Here is a 17,586-nt window from a genome sequence, read left to right on the forward strand (position 1 = left end):
TCGGGAATTTGAATAATATCATAGGAAACAAGGGCTCAGAAGAATTTCTGAGCCCTTTGTTTGATATTCGTCAGACTACAATACCAACCCCTAAAAAAAGCAAATACCCCCTCAACCGAGCAGGATTCCACTTTAATTCTCACGTTCTTTCCAATGTTTTCGATTATAGAAATAAGCATAAATGACGATACATAGAGTCAACCATGCACCTCCAGCAGTGAACCCTCCAAGGATGTCACTTGGATAATGGACTCCTAAATATACTCGGCTAAGCCCAATCAGTAGTACAAGGAAGCTGACAGCAATGACACTTGCCCACTTATACCGTTTATAATCTAATGCCCGAAACAATATGAATGCAAGGGTCCCGTAGAAAATAAAGGAACTCATGGAATGACCACTTGGAAAGCTATAACCGCCTTGCTCGATCAGTGCTTCAATATCAGGTCGTTCACGTTTGAAAATCCATTTTAGCAGCCAATTAAATCCTGCCCCTGTAGTGATGGTTGTCGCTACAAACAGAGCGAGTGGATACTTCTTGAGATACAAAAGTATGACCACCACACTGATTGCAAAAATCGTGATTCCTTTCACCCCGCCCAAAAAGGTAATCGACGTCATAAAGGTTGTTAACTTCGGGGAGATGAACCCTCTTACAATTTCAAAAACACCATTGTCAAATTGTGCGATTTCATTTTCTTTCCATTCCTCGACTATGGTGACGAATCCCCATGTAAATGCAATCAAACAAATGAGTGATATCGCAATGAATACTCCTTGTTTTATATGTTTCTCCTCCAAAACTTGTCCCTCTCTTTACTAACGACTTATGTTCTATTGAGCTTTTTTCTTGGACGTTGCTTTCTTTTTAGTTTGCTTCTTCGCCTTTTTCGGCTTGGATGAATCAATAGAGGCCTGAAGTGCGGCCATTAAATCTGTCACATTTTCCCTAGGCTCTTTTTCTTTCGCTGTTACGACCTTTTCTCCGGTTTGCTTCGATTCAATCAATTGACTTAAGCGTTCACGGTATTGATCTTTATAGTTCTCCGGTTGAAATTCAGTGGTTAATTGATCAATCAGCATCGTCGCTGTTTCTAATTCTTTGCTCGTTATTTCATCTTCTTCCGGAACATTCGGTACATCACCGGTGCCTCTTACTTCATCCGGATAATGAATGGTTTCCATTACGAGAGTATTTTCATACACCCGAACAATCGAGAGTTGTTCTTTCGATCTCATCGTGATTTTGGCGATACCTACTTTCCCTGATTCCTGAAGGGCTTTTCGTAATAATGAATAAGCTTTTTTCCCTCCATCATTAGGTGAAACGAAATAACTTCGATCAAAGAATATCGGGTCGATTTCCTCCATTTTGATAAAATCTACTATTTCCACAGCTTTATCCCCGTTCGCTTCCTTCAATTCCTTCAATTCCTCTTCTTCAAGAACGACAAATTTCCCCTTCGTCACTTCATACCCTTTTACAATGTCATCATGGTCGATTTCTTTTTCACAAGCTGGACATACCTTTTCATATTTAATTGGTGTGTGACACTCTTTATGAAGGGATCGCAGCTTTATATCTCGATCTTCTGTAGCAGAATGAAGTTTAATGGGGATGTTCACAAGTCCAAAACTGATAGAGCCTTTCCAAATCGTATGCATATATCAATACCCTCCTTTACTTAAACTAATCCCTTATCTTTATCATTTAGTTGTCATACTTTCTTAATTCCTTTAAACATTTGGAAATAAAACAGCATCCATTGGTCACACTAATACTAAAAATCTTAGGGGAATAGATATGAAACCGATGCTTCCTACCTTATATGATGAGCTCCCTAGAGAGGGGGATTGGGTTTATGAAGTGAAATATGATGGATTTCGCGCCATTCTCTCCATCCATTCTCAGAATAAGATAAGCTTACTAAGTCGAAACGGGAAAGAATTGCTTCCACACTTCCCGGAAATTGAAGAACAGATTAACGCATTACTCAATGAAAATAACTTTCCCACCCCTCTCATATTGGATGGGGAGGTTGTGCTATTACGCTCCTCCTGCAGCAGTGAATTCTTTGAGCTGCAAGTAAGAGGCAGAATGCGAAACAAGCAAAAGATCCAACTTGCGGCGACACAGAGGCCTGTTAAATTTGTGGCATTTGACTTACTTCAATATGAGAAAAAATCATTTGCCCAACAACCTTACCTTTCAAGGAAAGAAAAATTGAAAGAAGCATTTACTCTTTTTCAATTACCGTTAGAACCTACTCCTTCTCACCCATCTACCCTTCAAATGGTCCCCTATTTTAAGGATCGGCGAGAAATATGGGAACTAGTAGAGAAGGAGGAAGCTGAGGGGGTCATCGCCAAGAGGAAACATAGTAAATGGGAAGCGGGAAAACGAAGTACTAGCTGGATAAAAATCAAGAATTGGAAGAACTGTCAGTGTTTCATCACTGCGATGGATGAAACGAACGATTATTTTCACATTGGGGTATTCGATAACGAACAGATAATGCCTGTTGGCTTATTTCATTTTGGTCTCTCTCAAGAGGAGAAAAAAACACTAAAAGCAATGATTAAAAAGAATAGTACGAAGAAAAAGCATTCCCTTCATTACATAGACCCGGCTATAACTGTGGAAATTTCATATTTAAATTGGTATGAGGGGCAACTGAGAGAACCACATTTTCATAAATTTCTATTCTCCATTGCCCCTGAATCCTGCACAATGGAGCAATTCAAGCTGGACGAAGCATCCCTTCCGCGTCGGGTTGAAATCACTCATCCAAATAAAGAATTGTTTCAGAAAGTCTCAATGACTAAGCTTGATTACGTTCGGTACCTTCGGAAAATGTCCGTCGCTATTTTGCCTTTCTTGAAAGATAGGCCATTGACATGTATTCGTTTTCCACACGGGATCTTTGGTGAATCATTTTATCAAAAGAACACGCCTGATTATGCCCCTTCATTTATTGAAACTTACAAGGAGGACAACATCGACTATACGGTATGCAATAACCTGGAAACATTGATCTGGCTTGGAAATCAGCTTGCATTAGAATTTCACATTCCTTTCCAAAGAACAAAGGATACATCTGTCAATGAAGTGGTCTTTGACTTAGATCCTCCAAGCAGGGATCAATTCTCCATGGCGGTTAAAGCGGCTACCATAATGAAAGAAATATTCGACCGACTCAACCTTTATAGTTTTGTGAAAACGTCAGGAAATAAGGGACTGCAAGTGTATATTCCCCTACCGCCTGGATACACCTGGAAAGACACCGGTTTGTTTACAGAATTCATCGCTCACTACCTTGTTACCAATTATCCAGATGATTTTACGATAGAGCGTTTAAAAAAGAATCGAAAAGGCAGATTATACGTGGACTACATTCAGCACGGAGAAGGTAAAACCATCATTGCGCCATATTCCTTAAGGGGGAATGAAGATGCTTTAGTCGCGACTCCCCTTTGGTGGCATGAAGTAAATGAGGACCTTCATCCAGAACACTTTACAATAGATGTTGTTTTGCGGAGATTCATGCAGATGGGTTGTCCCTTTGCTAAATTCGAATGGGTAAAAGACCTCCAGCCCTTTGATAACGTGATTCATTTTTTGAGACAGCAATCCAACGACAAAGAAAAAGGTGACCCAAAAGCTTAGCTTTTGGATCACCCCCTCCTGCGCTCATACAAGCTCAGACTTTTGTTCATTTAGGCACTCATAAACACTTTACTATCAACAATTGTTTTCGCATGATTTTGGAGAAGTTCATATGTTCCTTCTTCAGTAAAATCCTGTCTGGATAATTCACGGAAGCTTTCCGGATGTGAGATAGACAATTCAATTTGAGATTGATACAGATACGTTGCATTTCCGATCAACTCCATATTGTATTGCCCTTCACTTAATCGGTTCACCACCACACGTACTTTTCCACCATTGTTATAAACATCAATTTCCTTACCAAACTCATTCTGGTTGAGTAAGCACGTTACAAGACTGGAAGCAGACATAGCCGTTCCACATGCATTTGTAAAGCCCACTCCTCTTTCGAAGGTTCTAACATAGATGGCACCTTCCTCTAATGGATGAACAAAGCTCACGTTCACACCATCAGGAAAGAAATTATTAGGGCCATTCACCGTTTCAGCAATCGTCTTCTGCTCATTTGAAAGTATATGTTCTGTGTTAACCACACTGATCAAATGAGGATTGGGCACCGCTAAGGCAGTAAACGTTAATCGATCTGAAATTTCAGGAATACTCTCATCCACTAATGTCTCACGATCCATATTCATCGGTAATTTATCCAATTCAAATAATACAGGCGAGATTTCAACATTATATGTTGGGATATTTTCATAAATAGCCTCTTGAGCTGAAACACGGAGATCCGCTTTCATCGTTTGAATCACAATCGTTGTTTTGTCGAGAAGCTCACATACATATCGTCCCACACACCTAAGGCCATTCCCGCACATGGATGCTTCAGAACCATCTGCATTGAATACCCTCATTTGCGCATCGCAATGTTCACTCGAAAGCACGAAAAGGATCCCATCTGCTCCAAGACCCGACTTTCGATCACATAGCGAAAGGGCAAGATTTTGTCTCGCTTCTTCTGTAAATTCGTATCCATTCGTCATTTCATCAATCAATAAAAAATCATTTCCTGAGCCATGACATTTAATTAGATTCAAGTTCATCGTGAATCCCTCCACGGTAATTTACTAGTAAACTATTCTTAATAGTCTTAGCTTGCCACAAACAAGCTCTTTTAGCAATCATCTCACCCTATTTTATTGAAAGTACTACCCATTATGTGACGTTTAGACAACTTAAAAGTTGAATTGTTTCGTCCATTTAGAGACAATGAGATGGGTGATGTTCATGAAGGATGAGTATACTTTTCGGTTTCAAGTTCAAAAGGTTGAAGAGGTGTGTGACGAATACCAATCACGGGTTGTGACGGTATTGGCCCACATTCTGAATGACAAAAAAGACCTTGTACATGAAGGTCTCTTTCGTGTGCGTTTCAATCAGATCGGAATCTATCCATTTCCTGCAGATGTAGCTAGACAGATAACTTCTAAGCATATCCAGCGTTTAATCATTGTTGAATTGAAGAGGTATATTAAGCCTCAAAGAAGATACCTGTCCCCAGGGGAATATAAACCTGTATGGTAATTAGCTTATTCCTGCTACTTCATGATTTAAGGCTTTGTGGTGGCCACTTACAATTTTCCAATAAAAAAACTCAAGCAGACTGACCATCACATGTGATTAAGATCGCTATGATGTGCAATTCTACTTGAGTTCTTTACCGCTTTAATGAATCGAATGAACAAAGAAGTTCATAAGGAACAATGCAGCAATAATATATAGAGGAATGGATACTTCTCTCGCTTTACCCGTAGCCAACTTCAAAATGGGATAAAGAATAAAACCGATGGCAATTCCGTCAGCAATACTGTACGTAAACGGAATCATTGCAATAATGAAGATTGCAGGAAATGCCTCTGTTAAATCACGAAGATCCATATGTCGTATATTTTGAATCATTAAACCGCCAATGATGATCAGAATTGGAGCGATGGCATGGTCTGGAATCCACTTCAAATACGGAATAAATAATACGGATCCTAAAAATAATACTCCAGTAGTCAAAGATGTTAATCCTGTTCGGCCACCCGCTGTCATGGCGGCAGCACTTTCCACCGTCGAAACTGTAGGACTCGTTCCGAAGAACCCTGATGTAAAGGCAGAAAAAGCATTCGCTTGAAACGCCTTAGAGTATTTATGAGGTTGATCGATCATATCCGTATGTCCATGAACAAGACCGATGTTCTCAAATACCAGCACCATTGTAACGGAAAAAACCGCAATCCAAAACGGTATTTCCATAATGGCACTAAAGGAAATTTGACCGAAAACCTGACTGTATTCACTCAATTGGAAAGAGCTTGATTGAATGGATGGCTCGATTCCAAAGATGAATCCCAGCATTGTCCCGAAGGCAATACTCCATAAAAATTGACCTTTCACATTTCGAACAAACAAAAATATTGTCACCAGGAAAGTCAGCACCGTCGCCAGCACTTTTAGTTCCCCAAAATCACCAATCATGATAATGGCACTGTCTCCTCTTTGGATAAGACCGCCTTTTTCAAGACCGATAAACATTAGAAACATTCCTAATCCTACTGTGATTGCTTCCTTTAATGTTTTGGGTATGGCTTCTGATAATACTTTTGAAAGCTTTGTAAATGCAATGATCATAAAGAGTATTCCTGAAATCACTACTACAGCAAGAGCTTCCTGCCACGTTAAGCCGGATGATTTTACGAGTGTAAACGTAAACATCGCATTAATTCCCATGCCTGGAACCAGAAGGATCGGTGCATTCGCCCAAAAGGCCATCACCAAACACCCAACGAAGGAGGCAAGAATGGTTGCCATGACCGCTCCTTCAAATGGAATTCCAGCTTCAGAAAGAATTAAAGCATTCACAGCGATGATGTACACAATCGTGAAATAACCGATTGCTCCAGCCATCATCTCCTGCTTCATCGTGGTACCGTGATTCTTTAATTGAAAAATACCTCCACGTGCTTTCATATTATAATCTTCCTATAAAACTGCCCTCTCCCTACCCGCTCCTCCCATAATAGGGGGAGCCACAAAATACTATTCTAGCAAAAGGTCTGACGTTTGCCAATATGTATTTTGATGGATACAGACGGCGGGGTTTTTGGTTGGTATCACGATCAGGGATTCGGCCGAAATGTGAAGGAATCCGGCGGCTTTTGTGAAAAATCCGGCCGTTATCGGGACTTATCCAGCCAAAGTCACCAGGAATTCAGCCGTTTTACAAGTTCATCCAATTCGGCCAGTCCGCATAACTGACTCCGTAGTTTCTGGAATCCGGCCGAATTGGAACAGAATCCAGCCGCTTTTGTGAATAATCCGGCCGTTTTTTGAAATAATCCGGCCGAAATCACAAAAAATCCGGCCGTTTTGGAGATTAATCCAGCCGTTTTACAAATTTATCCACATATTCCTCAGGTCCGGCCCTCGTAGAAAGCCAAGCCCCCAAAATGGAGGCTTGGCCTGGTTGAAAATTTTTACTTATCTATCTCACGAATCAAATTGGCCATTTCAATGGCTGATACCGCTGCTTCCCATCCCTTGTTTCCTGCTTTTGTGCCGGCTCTTTCGATGGCCTGCTCGATTGTGTCAGTTGTTAAGACTCCGAAGATGACAGGTACATCCTCCTGCAGGCTTAGATTGGCCACTCCTTTTGCAACTTCTCCGCTTACGTATTCAAAATGAGCGGTTGCTCCGCGGATGACCGTTCCAAGTGTAACAACGGCATCATATTTCCCTGAACGAGCAAGTTTTTTGGCTATCATAGGAATTTCAAATGCACCTGGAACCCAAGTGACAGAAACATTTCCTTCTTCAACTCCGTGGCGCTTTAATGCATCTTCCGCCCCACCCAGAAGCTTTGATGTGATGAACTCATTGAAACGTGAAACGACAATGGCAACCCTTAACCCTGATCCGACTAAATTACCTTCATAAATTGTTTTCATTGTATATTCCTCCTAAAATTTAAGTAAATGTCCCAGCTTAGCATGCTTTGTTTTTAAATACTTTTCATTTTCGAATTTCGCCGGCATTTGAATCGGCACTCGATCTGTGATTTCTAATCCGTACCCGTTGATTCCGGCAATTTTTCTAGGATTATTGGTCAGTAGACGCATCTTTGTTATGCCTAAATCTCTCAGTATCTGTGCTCCGATTCCATATTCCCTCAAGTCATCACCAAAGCCCAGTTTTTGATTAGCTTCAACGGTGTCATAGCCTTCTTCCTGTAGCTTATAGGCCTTCAATTTGTTGATTAAACCAATCCCACGGCCTTCTTGTCTCATATAAAGCAGTACACCTTTTCCATGCTCTTCAATCTGGGTAAGTGCTGTGGCAAGCTGCGGTCCACAATCACAGCGATTGGAACCGAATACATCACCTGTCAGGCATTCTGAGTGAACGCGAACGAGTACATCTTCACCCTCGGTCAACTCTCCTTTCACAAGTGCGATATGTTCTTTTCCTGTAAGGTTTTCTGTGTAAGCAACTGCCTTGAAGTTTCCGAATTCGGTTGGAAGTTCAATTTCCACTTCTCTCGTCACAAGCTTTTCTTTTTTACGTCTGTACCTGATCAGATCTTCAATAGAGATGATTTTAAGATCCCATCTATCAGCCAGTTTCATTAATTCAGGTACTCTTGCCATCGTGCCGTCTTCATTCATGATTTCACAAATGACGCCTGATGGTTGTGCACCTGACAGAACAGCCAAATCGATGGCGGCTTCTGTGTGTCCTGCCCGTTTTAGTACTCCGCCTTTTTTGGCGACAAGGGGAAATACGTGACCGGGTCTTTTAAAGTCCTCTGGCATTGAGACCGGGTTCAATAATTCCTGTATGGTGGTCGATCTCTCAAATGCACTAATTCCAGTAGTAGCTGATTTATGATCGACAGAAATGGTAAAGGCCGTTCCATGAGGATCCGTATTAGACATCGTCATCGGTGCAAGCTTTAGTTTTTGTGCAATCTCTTCTGTTATAGGGGCACAAATTAAGCCTCTTCCTTCTTTAGCCATAAAATTAATGACTTCAGGAGTCGCTTTATCCGCCAGGGCAATAAAGTCTCCCTCATTCTCACGGTTTTCGTCATCAACAACGATGACGACTTTACCAGCTTGTAAATCTTCCAGAGCTTCTTCAATCTTATTAAACATGGGGCAACCCCTCCTATTAGTCAGCGAAACCATTTTGAGTTAAAAAATCATAGCTGATGCCGCTTGAAGTACTCTTAGTTTGTTCCTTTGCTTCATAGAAACGATGAAAATATTTCGCCATTACGTCACATTCAATGTTGACACGGTCCCCTACTTTCTTTTCACCAAGAACCGTGTCACCTCTCGTTTGTGGGATCAACGAAATCGTAATGGTATTATTTTTCACATCAAACACCGTAAGGGAAGTGCCGTCTATTGCGACAGAGCCCTTCATGATAAATAAATGACTCTGATTTTCCGGAATGGAAATGTCCATATACCAGGCATTTTCAACTTTCTCTACTCTAACAATCGTCCCTACTCCATCGACATGCCCATTAACGAAATGCCCTCCGAAACGACCGTTTGCAGCCATCGCTCTTTCCAGGTTGACTTTAGAACCATGGGAAAGGTTTCGCAGCGTTGTACCTTCAAAGGTTTCAGGCATCACGTCCACTTGAAATTGCCTGGAGGTGAATGAAGTAACGGTTAAACAGACACCATTCACACTGATGCTATCTCCAATATGAACGTCTTCCAGAACGCGGCCCGCTGTTATCGTCAGTTCCATGGATGAGGAGGATTTTTTCATGCGTTCAATTGACCCGATTTCTTCAATGATTCCAGTAAACATCCCTTTCTCCTCCTTTCAATAAAGGTTAACTCTTAGGCATAGCAACAATTTTAATGTCCTTTCCTACTCGTTCAAGACTCTTAATCTCCATTTCAAGACCTTCTGCAATGGTCGGGAAACCTTCCCCTCCAAAACTGGTGAAGGCAGAGCTTCCGCCTACAAGCTTGGGAGACATATACATAACCAATTCCTGAAAGACTTTTTCCTTTAAAAAGGAGGAGTGAATAGTAGATCCACCTTCTACATAGAGGGATCCGATATTCCGGGCACCCAGTTCTTTTAACACTGTGTGAATGTCTATCCTTTCCTCTGAAAGGGTGATGATTTCACAGCCTGATTCCATATAGGGCTTCTTCTGTTCTTCGTTGACAGTACTGCCCGTGAAGATGAGCGTCCTGCTTTCTGAGTCCTCCACTACATGGGAGTGGAGAGGTGTTCGTAAAAAGGTATCTAATATAATTCGAATGGGGTTTTTTCCACCTTGGGGCAAACGGGTGGTAAGGTGTGGGTTGTCCTGAATAACGGTATTGACTCCTACTAATATCGCGTCATGCCGGTGACGATCATAGTGGACATCTGTGCGTGAAGCTTCTGAGGTAATCCATTTGCTATCTCCTGAAGCTGAAGCTGTTTTCCCGTCTAATGTAACAGCTGTCTTAAGGGTTATATAAGGCGTGCCGTATTGAATGAAATGGAAAAAGTGCTTATTTAGTTCGATGGCTTCTTCTTCAAGCTCTCCTACCATTACTTCTATGCCAGCATCCCTCAACTGTTGAATTCCTCTTCCCGCGACAAGGGGATTTGGATCTGTACTTGCAATATGGACCCGCCTCACTCCGCTTGAAATCAGAAGCTCTGAACAGGGAGGTGTTTTCCCGTAATGAGAACATGGTTCCAGCGTAACATATACGTCGCTTCCCTTCGCCTTGTCTCCTGCCATCTTTATGGCATGAACCTCTGCGTGAGCTTCTCCTGCTTTGAGGTGCGCACCCACCCCAACGACTTCTCCATTATTTACCACAACCGCTCCAACGGCAGGATTTGGTGATGTTTGACCTTGGGTGGTCTTTGCCATAGAGAGGGCAAGCTTCATATATTGTGAATCGTTCAAACGTTTTACCTCCCTTCTCGTTTAATATTATTCAAAAATAAATAAACCCCAAGTAATTTTTTACTTGGGGGAAGTTGGCATGACTGAATAAAGTATTCACATGATTTCTTTTTTTCGGAAACATAATCCCCATAAAAAAGGTAGACTTCTCGCGCCTGCATCAAGTAAATACTGCCGTTCCTTCTCCCATCCAGACTATCACTGTCGGCTTTGGAATTTCACCAAATCCACCGTCTAATTTTCATTAGCCGGGTCACGGACTAAGAGCATGCGCTCATCACCGCCGGTAGGGAATTTCACCCTGCCCCGAAGGAAACCTATTCGATTATCATTATTCTATCATAGTTTCCTAAATGAAATCATGTAAGGAGCTCTAAAAACTTATTTTTGTATTTATTTTTTGAATATATATTAGAAACATCTCTCTATTTCTGCCTGCGAGCACTAAGGAAATGCTACAAAAATAAAAAAGAATGCCTCTATTAAATAGAAGCATCTCTACATTTATTATGCTAATAGCTTCCTGCATTCTTCCGCACATTCAAAACAGGCTTTAGCGCAGTCCTTACAATGTTGCTGATCATAAGAATTGCATTCTGTTCCGCACGCATCACAGATTTCTGCACAGACGACCAGAATTTGTTGAACAAACTTACTGCTTCGCTGCATGGCATTAATAGTATACGAACATATATCTGCGCATTCCCGGTCCAGCTCTATGCACATCATCATCGCTTTTTCTTCCTTAAGGGATGCATGATAGCATACATTACATGCTTCCAGACATCGTTGCAAAGCCGTTAAACATGGTTTGTAATCGGCATTCATCATCTCACCTCCACGAACATTCCTATTTAGCATTCCCATCTGGGGAAAAAGGATTACTATGTGGTAAGAAAATAATCGCTGTCTACATACCATAGGAAAATAAGAAGCCAATCAAGTTCTTCGCTATATGCTTCATAAAATGAAACATAGCTATGGTGATAGTCGAATAGCTGTTGGACACTTTGAGGAAGATATCCTTTTTGTAAGGACAAATAATTTTTTTTATTATAATTCAATATCCATCTTTTGTTTCCTTTATAAATGATAATTGTGTCACCCTCGTCACTTCGCCATTCGATAGCAGTAGAGCTCTGATATTTCAAGTGAAAAATCTTTCGGGCTCCTCGCTGATCAATTTTCAAGGTTCTGCTCCATTGAAAAATTGCCATCGGGTGTTTATTTTGCCGGTGAAACATGTAATGTTTTGGATTGTTGATCAAGGACATTCTTTGAATAAAGTATTCTGACCATCCATTCGTTTTTAAGTAATATGAACCCTCTTTCGTTTGAACCCCGATTAATGCATGCTGGGAAACAGGGATTTTCTCATAAAATAGTCGGTTCGCTTTCTTTAGTTCCTTCTTCATACTAAAGCTGAGATATAGATTTGAAAACGCAGGTATAAAGATTAACAGGGGGAAATAATATAATTGTTGAGTCACCATCAGCATTCCTACACCTATAAGAAAATACATGATACTGCGATAAAGCAACGTATATTGTTCATTTTTGTAGATTTGATAGAGGTTCATGAAATGCTCGTCCTTTCAAGGAATCTCTATCATATGTATGTGAAAATACCTTAAATAGACCATTCAAATAGAAAAAGCCAACGCTTGCAGAACCTTCAAATAAGAGATGAGAAGACTTTCTGTCTTTCGTTGGCTTATATGTTATGAGTGCACTGGAGTGGCTGAGCGATTCCATTCCATTATTTTTTTATCTTTTGACTCTGCATCGTGATAGCCTTGCCAGTACAATTCGTCCAGCTTTTGTGGATTTTTTTCAATACGGCTTACTTTTAATGGATGTTGGGGTTGGATAATCAGCACATCCCCATTCTTTTCTCTCCTTTCTAGTTCTTTGATTGTGTGATTGTAAAGCAAGTAACGGTTCAACATCGTTTTATGTAATTCAGGGTATTGAGGATACTTTCTTTTCACAAGAAAAGAAAAGCGTGAAGGCTTTTTATAATAGCCACTGTTTCTAGTTAGAATGACTATATTTTTCTTAAATCCGTCCTGCTCAGCTTTTTCGATGGGAACTGGGTCACTTATTCCTCCATCGAGAAGATGACGGGATTCAAACTCCACGATCGGAGCGACGAATGGCAGGGAACTTGACGCACGGATAATCGTAAGAAGCTCTTCCCCATAGTCTCTTCTTGAGAAATACGCCGGTTTTCCGGTATGACAATCTGTGGTACCGACAATAAATTCCGTTGAATTAGAGTGAAAAGCTTCATAATCGAAAGGGACCAGCTTATTCGGAATTTCATCAAACACATAATCCATTCCAAATAACTCTCCTGTTTTCCAATAGTTTCGCCAAGATAAATATTTCGGGTCACGTATAAAGTCTACATTCACCTTTTTATTGCGTCCATTTTGCTTAGATAAATAGGATGCTGCATTACATGCACCCGCAGATACTCCGATCACATAAGGAAATTCAATGCCTTTTTCCAGGAAGTATTCCAGTGCTCCTGCCGTGTATATCCCTCTCATTCCTCCACCTTCGAGAACGAGGCCTGTCTTTTCAATCATCATCTTCTTGTCTACCTCCCTAAAGATGCAAGAGTTTTCGTCACCGGTATCGAATAAATGACTATATTTTCCCACAAATTAGTAAGAATGTGTACTAACTTGCTCACTGATTAAGCCACTTAATGATTTCATTCTTGATGATTCCGACTCGGTCTCTCATTCATCATTCTCCACAGGAATAAGTTTAGCGTTACACATTTTTTCATAAAATTCAATGGGTCCAGCTTCTTTTAAAACGGCATACATATACCCTTTCTCTTGCATGCACTGTAATGCATTATAAAGGAGTGCTTTTCCCACTCCTTTATGACGGGTGTGTGGGAGAACCCCCATCGGTCCGTAAATTCCTTTTTTATTTTTATAGGCATCAAAGGCTGCGAATCCAATTAATTCACCTTCTTCTTCCGCTTTGAAAATCGGGATGCATTCCCCTGATGATTGAAAGGCTTTTAACAACGTTTTTGACCACGATCCTCCGAAATGCTCCTCTACCCATACCAATAACTCTTTTTCATCTTCACCCTGTACAGGGCTAACTTGGACAGCAGGGTTTACTTCATATTTCCAATCTTTGTTCAATAAATAAACCGTCAAATCCCGGGCTGTAGTAACAGATCGGATAATCCTTTCATGAGGGATTGCATTGAGTTCTTTTTGCAATTGAGGGTGTTCTGGAAGATGGGCGTAAAACGCTTTAATAATATGACCTTCATTTAAAAACGTTTGATTGTATCGTTTCATGACTCCAATCGATGTGTTCCATACCTTTCTTGCGTGTGTTGATAAAGGAATGGAAAAGCAATCAATTCGCTCTGTATCAGGTGGCTCTGAAGGAATGATAGTAGATATGTTTTCTATCTGTTCCATAAAGGGTTCCATAAGGTGATACATCTCCCTGAGAGTACCTTCTTTTACGTGAGCCGCTCCTAAAAAGAAATCCATGCTTTGAATGCTTGTATGATGATTCCTTTCGGCAATCATATGAGCGTTTTGAATCAATTTGTTAACTTTATGGGTGTATTGAAGTTCTATCATGCAGCCCACTCCCTTCTATTACCATCATTCGACATAAAATAAGGTAATCCTTTTACTTGAGGTCCGTCCCTCTAAAAATGGAGCTCTGTTTGGTCAGATCAAATCTTTTTTCTTATAGATAGGTGGTGATATGAGCAGGATGGCCAGGCAAAAGATTGTAGTGAGAATAATGGTCCCTGTCAGGTGATCCGGCCACGTGCTATGAAGGATGATTTCATTTACATAGCTGGGTAGCTGACCTGGGGACCACTTTAAGGTTCTTGTCATGTACCCTGACACAAAGGTTAAGAATATGGCGATCCCGATCGTAAAGAATCCTGCCGGGCCAGGCGTTTTTACTAAACTACTAAAGAAGACGACCAGTGTTAAGATAAAGGTAAGCCACAAGCCGTAGACGAGGAAGCCATGTACGAATGCTGTAAAACCAATCCCGTTAAATAATACCTGAATATAATACCAGCTGGATATCATCCCAAGACCATAAGAGACCCACACCAGAACAAATGCAGCCAACCATTTGGAATAAATATAAGCTGTGTAGGAGACGGGCTTCACCAATACCATAATAGCATTTCCGCTCTTTCTCTCTCCTGCGATCATTCCCATAAATCCTAATACGATGATGAGGACGCCAAAGGTACTAAACTTGCTGATAGTCGATAATAACACTTCTCCAGATGATGGCGTTGGAATACTGATGACCGTTCCTTCCGGCAGATCTCCTACTGAATTAATAATGTCTGGTAAATAAAATGCCGTTAAAGGTTCTGTTAACCCAAATAAAATGAATACGATTGGCATCCAGATCATTTTATAATTCCGTGTTAGTTCCCGCATTTCTTTTCTTAATAAAACCCAGAATATTTTCATTTTTTGATCACCTCCATGAACAATTCCTCCAGGCTCTGTTCACTTGTTTCAAATTTAGTTACCCCCCATTGGTGTTCTGAGATCATAGAAAAGATTCTCGCTCTATCCCTTTCCAGTTCACTTACTTCAAAGGATAGTCGATCTCCATCTGAGATAAGATGATGAACCCAATCTTTTTGCAGCAGATACGGTTTATATTTTTCGCTTCCTTCTTTAAAATACAGATTTAGTCTTGTTGTTTGATGCCTTGCCTTTATCTCTTCCAGGGGTCCTTGTTCGATCAGGACTCCCTCGTGCAAAAACAACACATCCTCGCATACTTGTTCTGCATCATTTAAAATATGTGTAGAAAAAAGGATCGTCGTTTCCTTTTTTAACATTTTCAACAGCTCCAGCACTTCTCTTCTCCCGAAAGGATCTAAGGCAGATACCGGTTCATCAAGGATTAGGAGCTTTGGCTGATGAATAAGGGCTTGAGCTATCCCCAATCGCTGCTTCATCCCACCTGAATACTGGCCAATTCTTCGATTCTTTCCTTCCAGCAAACCGACTAGCTCTAAAAGTTCTTCACCTCGATTTTGAGATGTTTCCCTCGTTAAACCGGCTATTTCACCGGAAAAGGTGAGAAATTCTTTTCCTGTCATCCATTCAAAAAAGGAAGGATATTGGGGCAGGTAGCCGATCATTTGCCGTATATCTTTAGAGGTTACGCTTGTTGAAATTGATCCATCAGTAGGTGTAATTAGCCCTGCTAGCATATTTATTGTAGTGGTTTTCCCTGCTCCATTGGGACCAAGAAGAGCTGTACAACGACCTTGTTTTAATTGAAAGGTAAGGTTCTTTACGGCCAGCTTTTCCCTATACTTCTTTTCTAAAGAACATACTTCTATTACATTCATCCATCATGCCTCCTTCCAAAAATGAAATATACGACCGGCCCGATAATGTTGATAAACAAGATAATGAGAACCCATAGCCATTTAGGACCATTCGTTGCTTGAATCCGGATCACATCAATCACCGCAACCACCATGAGTATGAGTTGAATAAGGATGACAGGAGCAATAAGTCCCCAATTTATTGACTGAAATACTTCTTGTAATTCGTTCATCTTCAATTCCTCCTTTTGTTTTTCAATGATAAGACGGAGAAAGAAGAAATTCGTTTAATATTTTTTCAAGAAATTTTAGAGGCTAAAAACCGCAAAAAGCACTGACCCTCTAAAAGCAAAGAGAATCAGTGCTCCTTTATCCCGAATGATATAAAGAATGCAGCTTAGAAACTTCCGTTTTGACGGTTTCGACTAGTGAAGGCGGAGATATGACTCTCGCCTGACTGCCAAAATTTAAGATCCAGTTCACTAGTCCACTACTGACACGGGCTTTTGTAGTTAGAATAAAATGGTCTTCACCATCTCTTTGAATATCTACATCCTTTCCGAACTTATCGATGATCACATTGATGAGGTGGTTTTGAAATGAAACTTTAATCCATTCTTCATCACCTGCAAACATATGAAAGGTGGATTGTACATACTTAGATACATCAAAGGGTTGATATGGAAAGGTTTCAGAAAGGGGTTCTACATTCCTTAATCGATCCACACGGTAGTGGCGGATTTCGTCTGCTTCAAAATAATAGGCAATCAGATAGTAGAAATCATTTGCCCATGCAAGGGCATAGGGCTTCACCTTATAAAGCTTTCCTTCATGACTCAAATTAAACTGTTTCTTCACATCGTATCGACCATATTGGAACGTAATCATTCTACGTTCTGCTATTGCTTCATGAATATCATGGATAGCGAGACGAATATAGGGACTTTCACTTTTAATGGAGGAATCGATTTGAATTTCATTATGCAGCTTTTTCCCTTGATGAAGACTTGTGAGCCTCTTTATTTTTCCAGTCAGCTGTCTCGTTTCCTTCTTTGATATAAATTTGGCGGAAACGACTGCATCGATGAGCATGCGAAGTTCATATAGCTCGAACAGGCGATACTGATGACTATAATATTTAGGCAGCCCTTCTTTTTCCTGGTTTATGGTGACATCGAAATTATTTCTGATAAGATGCTCAAGATCATCTTTTAATGAATTTTTGTTCAATTTCACCTCAGGGCCAAACATCTGCTTAAAACGGTTAATGATATCATCCAAACTCAACTCATGATCCTCATCGGTTTCTTCACTCAATATACCCATCAGCCTAAGCACTCTCTCTTTATTATCCACCCTCGTCATTTTGATACGCTCCTTTCGGGGACAAACCTATCCTTCTAAACGGAAAGACATTTTTATAAAACTATCAATATTCCGATATTTTTGTCAACACTTTATTTCTAAAATTCACTTTAATGAAGGCTCATTTCTTTTCGCAAATACTGTTATTTATTATCAGAGGGTATGCTTAGGCTCTGTCCATTAGTGTGTGCTGGAAGGTGAGGGGAACCGCTTCGCTTTCCGCGGACGTTCGGCCGAGCCTCCTCAGCTTAG

At 40.6% G+C, this 17,586-nt stretch carries 19 protein-coding genes and 1 riboswitch; of the genes, 3 read left to right on the plus strand and 16 right to left on the minus strand.

Annotated features, from left to right (window positions below):
• Positions 1 to 132: 132 nt before the first annotated feature.
• Positions 133 to 801 carry a phosphatase PAP2 family protein gene (locus Q1B03_RS01975; RefSeq protein WP_299737618.1) on the minus strand — a complete coding sequence of 223 codons (669 nt, stop codon included), beginning with the start codon at positions 799 to 801 and terminating at the stop codon, positions 133 to 135.
• 33 nt (positions 802 to 834) lie between these two features.
• Positions 835 to 1,665 (minus strand): Ku protein, encoded by an 831-nt coding sequence (locus Q1B03_RS01980; RefSeq protein WP_299737620.1) that lies wholly within the window; start codon positions 1,663 to 1,665, stop codon positions 835 to 837.
• Between the two features lie 139 nt (positions 1,666 to 1,804).
• On the opposite strand from Q1B03_RS01980, the gene Q1B03_RS01985 reads away from it, so the two are divergent.
• A complete protein-coding gene (locus Q1B03_RS01985; protein WP_299737622.1) occupies positions 1,805 to 3,667 on the plus strand; it encodes a DNA ligase D in 1,863 nt (620 codons plus the stop codon).
• 50 nt (positions 3,668 to 3,717) lie between these two features.
• Here the strand turns inward: Q1B03_RS01985 and dapF are convergent, their stop codons facing one another.
• Positions 3,718 to 4,713, minus strand: a complete 996-nt coding sequence (gene dapF / locus Q1B03_RS01990) for a diaminopimelate epimerase (RefSeq protein ID WP_299737624.1) — start codon at positions 4,711 to 4,713, stop codon at positions 3,718 to 3,720.
• Positions 4,714 to 4,897: 184 nt separating this feature from the next.
• On the opposite strand from dapF, the gene Q1B03_RS01995 reads away from it, so the two are divergent.
• Positions 4,898 to 5,194 carry a hypothetical protein gene (locus Q1B03_RS01995; RefSeq protein ID WP_299737626.1) on the plus strand — a complete coding sequence of 99 codons (297 nt, stop codon included), beginning with the start codon at positions 4,898 to 4,900 and terminating at the stop codon, positions 5,192 to 5,194.
• Between the two features lie 141 nt (positions 5,195 to 5,335).
• Here Q1B03_RS01995 and Q1B03_RS02000 read toward each other — a convergent pair whose 3' ends face one another.
• Positions 5,336 to 6,625 carry an NCS2 family permease gene (locus Q1B03_RS02000; RefSeq protein ID WP_299737628.1) on the minus strand — a complete coding sequence of 430 codons (1,290 nt, stop codon included), beginning with the start codon at positions 6,623 to 6,625 and terminating at the stop codon, positions 5,336 to 5,338.
• Between the two features lie 93 nt (positions 6,626 to 6,718).
• Here Q1B03_RS02000 and Q1B03_RS02005 point away from each other — a divergent pair, with 93 nt between their 5' ends.
• Positions 6,719 to 6,913 carry a hypothetical protein gene (locus Q1B03_RS02005; protein ID WP_299737630.1) on the plus strand — a complete coding sequence of 65 codons (195 nt, stop codon included), beginning with the start codon at positions 6,719 to 6,721 and terminating at the stop codon, positions 6,911 to 6,913.
• Between the two features lie 218 nt (positions 6,914 to 7,131).
• On the opposite strand, the gene ribE (Q1B03_RS02010) is transcribed toward Q1B03_RS02005, so the two are convergent.
• The 12 genes from ribE (Q1B03_RS02010) to Q1B03_RS02065 all read right to left on the minus strand — a co-directional run bounded on the left by ribE (Q1B03_RS02010) (position 7,132) and on the right by Q1B03_RS02065 (position 17,334).
• Positions 7,132 to 7,602, minus strand: a complete 471-nt coding sequence (ribE, locus tag Q1B03_RS02010) for a 6,7-dimethyl-8-ribityllumazine synthase (RefSeq protein WP_044336602.1) — start codon at positions 7,600 to 7,602, stop codon at positions 7,132 to 7,134.
• A gap of 12 nt (positions 7,603 to 7,614) precedes the next feature.
• Positions 7,615 to 8,808 carry a bifunctional 3,4-dihydroxy-2-butanone-4-phosphate synthase/GTP cyclohydrolase II gene (locus tag Q1B03_RS02015; protein ID WP_299737634.1) on the minus strand — a complete coding sequence of 398 codons (1,194 nt, stop codon included), beginning with the start codon at positions 8,806 to 8,808 and terminating at the stop codon, positions 7,615 to 7,617.
• 16 nt (positions 8,809 to 8,824) lie between these two features.
• On the minus strand, positions 8,825 to 9,481 hold the full coding sequence (gene ribE, locus Q1B03_RS02020; RefSeq protein ID WP_299737636.1) for a riboflavin synthase: 657 nt from the start codon (positions 9,479 to 9,481) through the stop codon (positions 8,825 to 8,827).
• A 25-nt stretch (positions 9,482 to 9,506) separates the two neighbouring features.
• Complete coding sequence (gene ribD / locus Q1B03_RS02025; protein WP_299737639.1) at positions 9,507 to 10,592, minus strand: bifunctional diaminohydroxyphosphoribosylaminopyrimidine deaminase/5-amino-6-(5-phosphoribosylamino)uracil reductase RibD; 1,086 nt, start codon at positions 10,590 to 10,592, stop codon at positions 9,507 to 9,509.
• A gap of 174 nt (positions 10,593 to 10,766) precedes the next feature.
• Positions 10,767 to 10,910: riboswitch (FMN riboswitch) on the minus strand.
• Between the two features lie 189 nt (positions 10,911 to 11,099).
• Positions 11,100 to 11,423 carry a four-helix bundle copper-binding protein gene (locus Q1B03_RS02030; RefSeq protein ID WP_299737641.1) on the minus strand — a complete coding sequence of 108 codons (324 nt, stop codon included), beginning with the start codon at positions 11,421 to 11,423 and terminating at the stop codon, positions 11,100 to 11,102.
• A 53-nt stretch (positions 11,424 to 11,476) separates the two neighbouring features.
• Positions 11,477 to 12,172: a hypothetical protein gene (locus Q1B03_RS02035; RefSeq protein WP_299737643.1), complete on the minus strand. Its 696-nt coding sequence runs from the start codon at positions 12,170 to 12,172 to the stop codon at positions 11,477 to 11,479.
• A gap of 141 nt (positions 12,173 to 12,313) precedes the next feature.
• A complete protein-coding gene (locus Q1B03_RS02040; protein ID WP_299739567.1) occupies positions 12,314 to 13,186 on the minus strand; it encodes a patatin family protein in 873 nt (290 codons plus the stop codon).
• A gap of 156 nt (positions 13,187 to 13,342) precedes the next feature.
• Positions 13,343 to 14,221, minus strand: coding sequence for a GNAT family N-acetyltransferase (locus tag Q1B03_RS02045; protein WP_299737645.1), 879 nt, complete (start codon positions 14,219 to 14,221; stop codon positions 13,343 to 13,345).
• Between the two features lie 93 nt (positions 14,222 to 14,314).
• Entirely contained in the window at positions 14,315 to 15,091 is a 777-nt protein-coding gene (locus Q1B03_RS02050) for an ABC transporter permease (protein ID WP_299737647.1), read from the minus strand.
• Positions 15,088 to 15,990: an ABC transporter ATP-binding protein gene (locus Q1B03_RS02055; protein ID WP_299737649.1), complete on the minus strand. Its 903-nt coding sequence runs from the start codon at positions 15,988 to 15,990 to the stop codon at positions 15,088 to 15,090. Before Q1B03_RS02055 ends, Q1B03_RS02050 begins: the two co-directional genes overlap by 4 nt.
• A complete protein-coding gene (locus tag Q1B03_RS02060; protein WP_299737651.1) occupies positions 15,987 to 16,202 on the minus strand; it encodes a PLD nuclease N-terminal domain-containing protein in 216 nt (71 codons plus the stop codon). The genes Q1B03_RS02055 and Q1B03_RS02060 overlap by 4 nt, the downstream gene beginning before the upstream one ends.
• Before the next feature lie 136 nt (positions 16,203 to 16,338).
• Positions 16,339 to 17,334 carry a YafY family protein gene (locus Q1B03_RS02065; protein WP_299737653.1) on the minus strand — a complete coding sequence of 332 codons (996 nt, stop codon included), beginning with the start codon at positions 17,332 to 17,334 and terminating at the stop codon, positions 16,339 to 16,341.
• Positions 17,335 to 17,586: the final 252 nt, after the last annotated feature.

The sequence above is a fragment of the uncultured Rossellomorea sp. genome, assembly GCF_947488365.1.
Classification (GTDB): domain Bacteria; phylum Bacillota; class Bacilli; order Bacillales; family Bacillaceae_B; genus Rossellomorea.

Excerpts from the sequence above, each read along its gene's own strand:
- Q1B03_RS02040 (WP_299739567.1), bottom strand. The coding sequence starts at position 13,186 with ATGATTGAAAAGACAGGCCTCGTTCTCGAAGGTGGAGGAATGAGAGGG.
- Q1B03_RS02065 (WP_299737653.1), bottom strand. The coding sequence starts at position 17,334 with ATGACGAGGGTGGATAATAAAGAGAGAGTGCTTAGGCTGATGGGTATA.
- dapF (WP_299737624.1), bottom strand. The coding sequence starts at position 4,713 with ATGAACTTGAATCTAATTAAATGTCATGGCTCAGGAAATGATTTTTTA.
- ribE (WP_299737636.1), bottom strand. The coding sequence starts at position 9,481 with ATGTTTACTGGAATCATTGAAGAAATCGGGTCAATTGAACGCATGAAA.
- ribE (WP_044336602.1), bottom strand. The coding sequence starts at position 7,602 with ATGAAAACAATTTATGAAGGTAATTTAGTCGGATCAGGGTTAAGGGTT.
- Q1B03_RS02035 (WP_299737643.1), bottom strand. The coding sequence starts at position 12,172 with ATGAACCTCTATCAAATCTACAAAAATGAACAATATACGTTGCTTTAT.
- Q1B03_RS01995 (WP_299737626.1), top strand. The coding sequence starts at position 4,898 with ATGAAGGATGAGTATACTTTTCGGTTTCAAGTTCAAAAGGTTGAAGAG.
- Q1B03_RS02045 (WP_299737645.1), bottom strand. The coding sequence starts at position 14,221 with ATGATAGAACTTCAATACACCCATAAAGTTAACAAATTGATTCAAAAC.
- Q1B03_RS01985 (WP_299737622.1), top strand. The coding sequence starts at position 1,805 with ATGAAACCGATGCTTCCTACCTTATATGATGAGCTCCCTAGAGAGGGG.
- Q1B03_RS02015 (WP_299737634.1), bottom strand. The coding sequence starts at position 8,808 with ATGTTTAATAAGATTGAAGAAGCTCTGGAAGATTTACAAGCTGGTAAA.
- Q1B03_RS02050 (WP_299737647.1), bottom strand. The coding sequence starts at position 15,091 with ATGAAAATATTCTGGGTTTTATTAAGAAAAGAAATGCGGGAACTAACA.
- Q1B03_RS02055 (WP_299737649.1), bottom strand. The coding sequence starts at position 15,990 with ATGAATGTAATAGAAGTATGTTCTTTAGAAAAGAAGTATAGGGAAAAG.
- Q1B03_RS02000 (WP_299737628.1), bottom strand. The coding sequence starts at position 6,625 with ATGAAAGCACGTGGAGGTATTTTTCAATTAAAGAATCACGGTACCACG.
- Q1B03_RS01980 (WP_299737620.1), bottom strand. The coding sequence starts at position 1,665 with ATGCATACGATTTGGAAAGGCTCTATCAGTTTTGGACTTGTGAACATC.
- Q1B03_RS02030 (WP_299737641.1), bottom strand. The coding sequence starts at position 11,423 with ATGATGAATGCCGATTACAAACCATGTTTAACGGCTTTGCAACGATGT.
- Q1B03_RS02060 (WP_299737651.1), bottom strand. The coding sequence starts at position 16,202 with ATGAACGAATTACAAGAAGTATTTCAGTCAATAAATTGGGGACTTATT.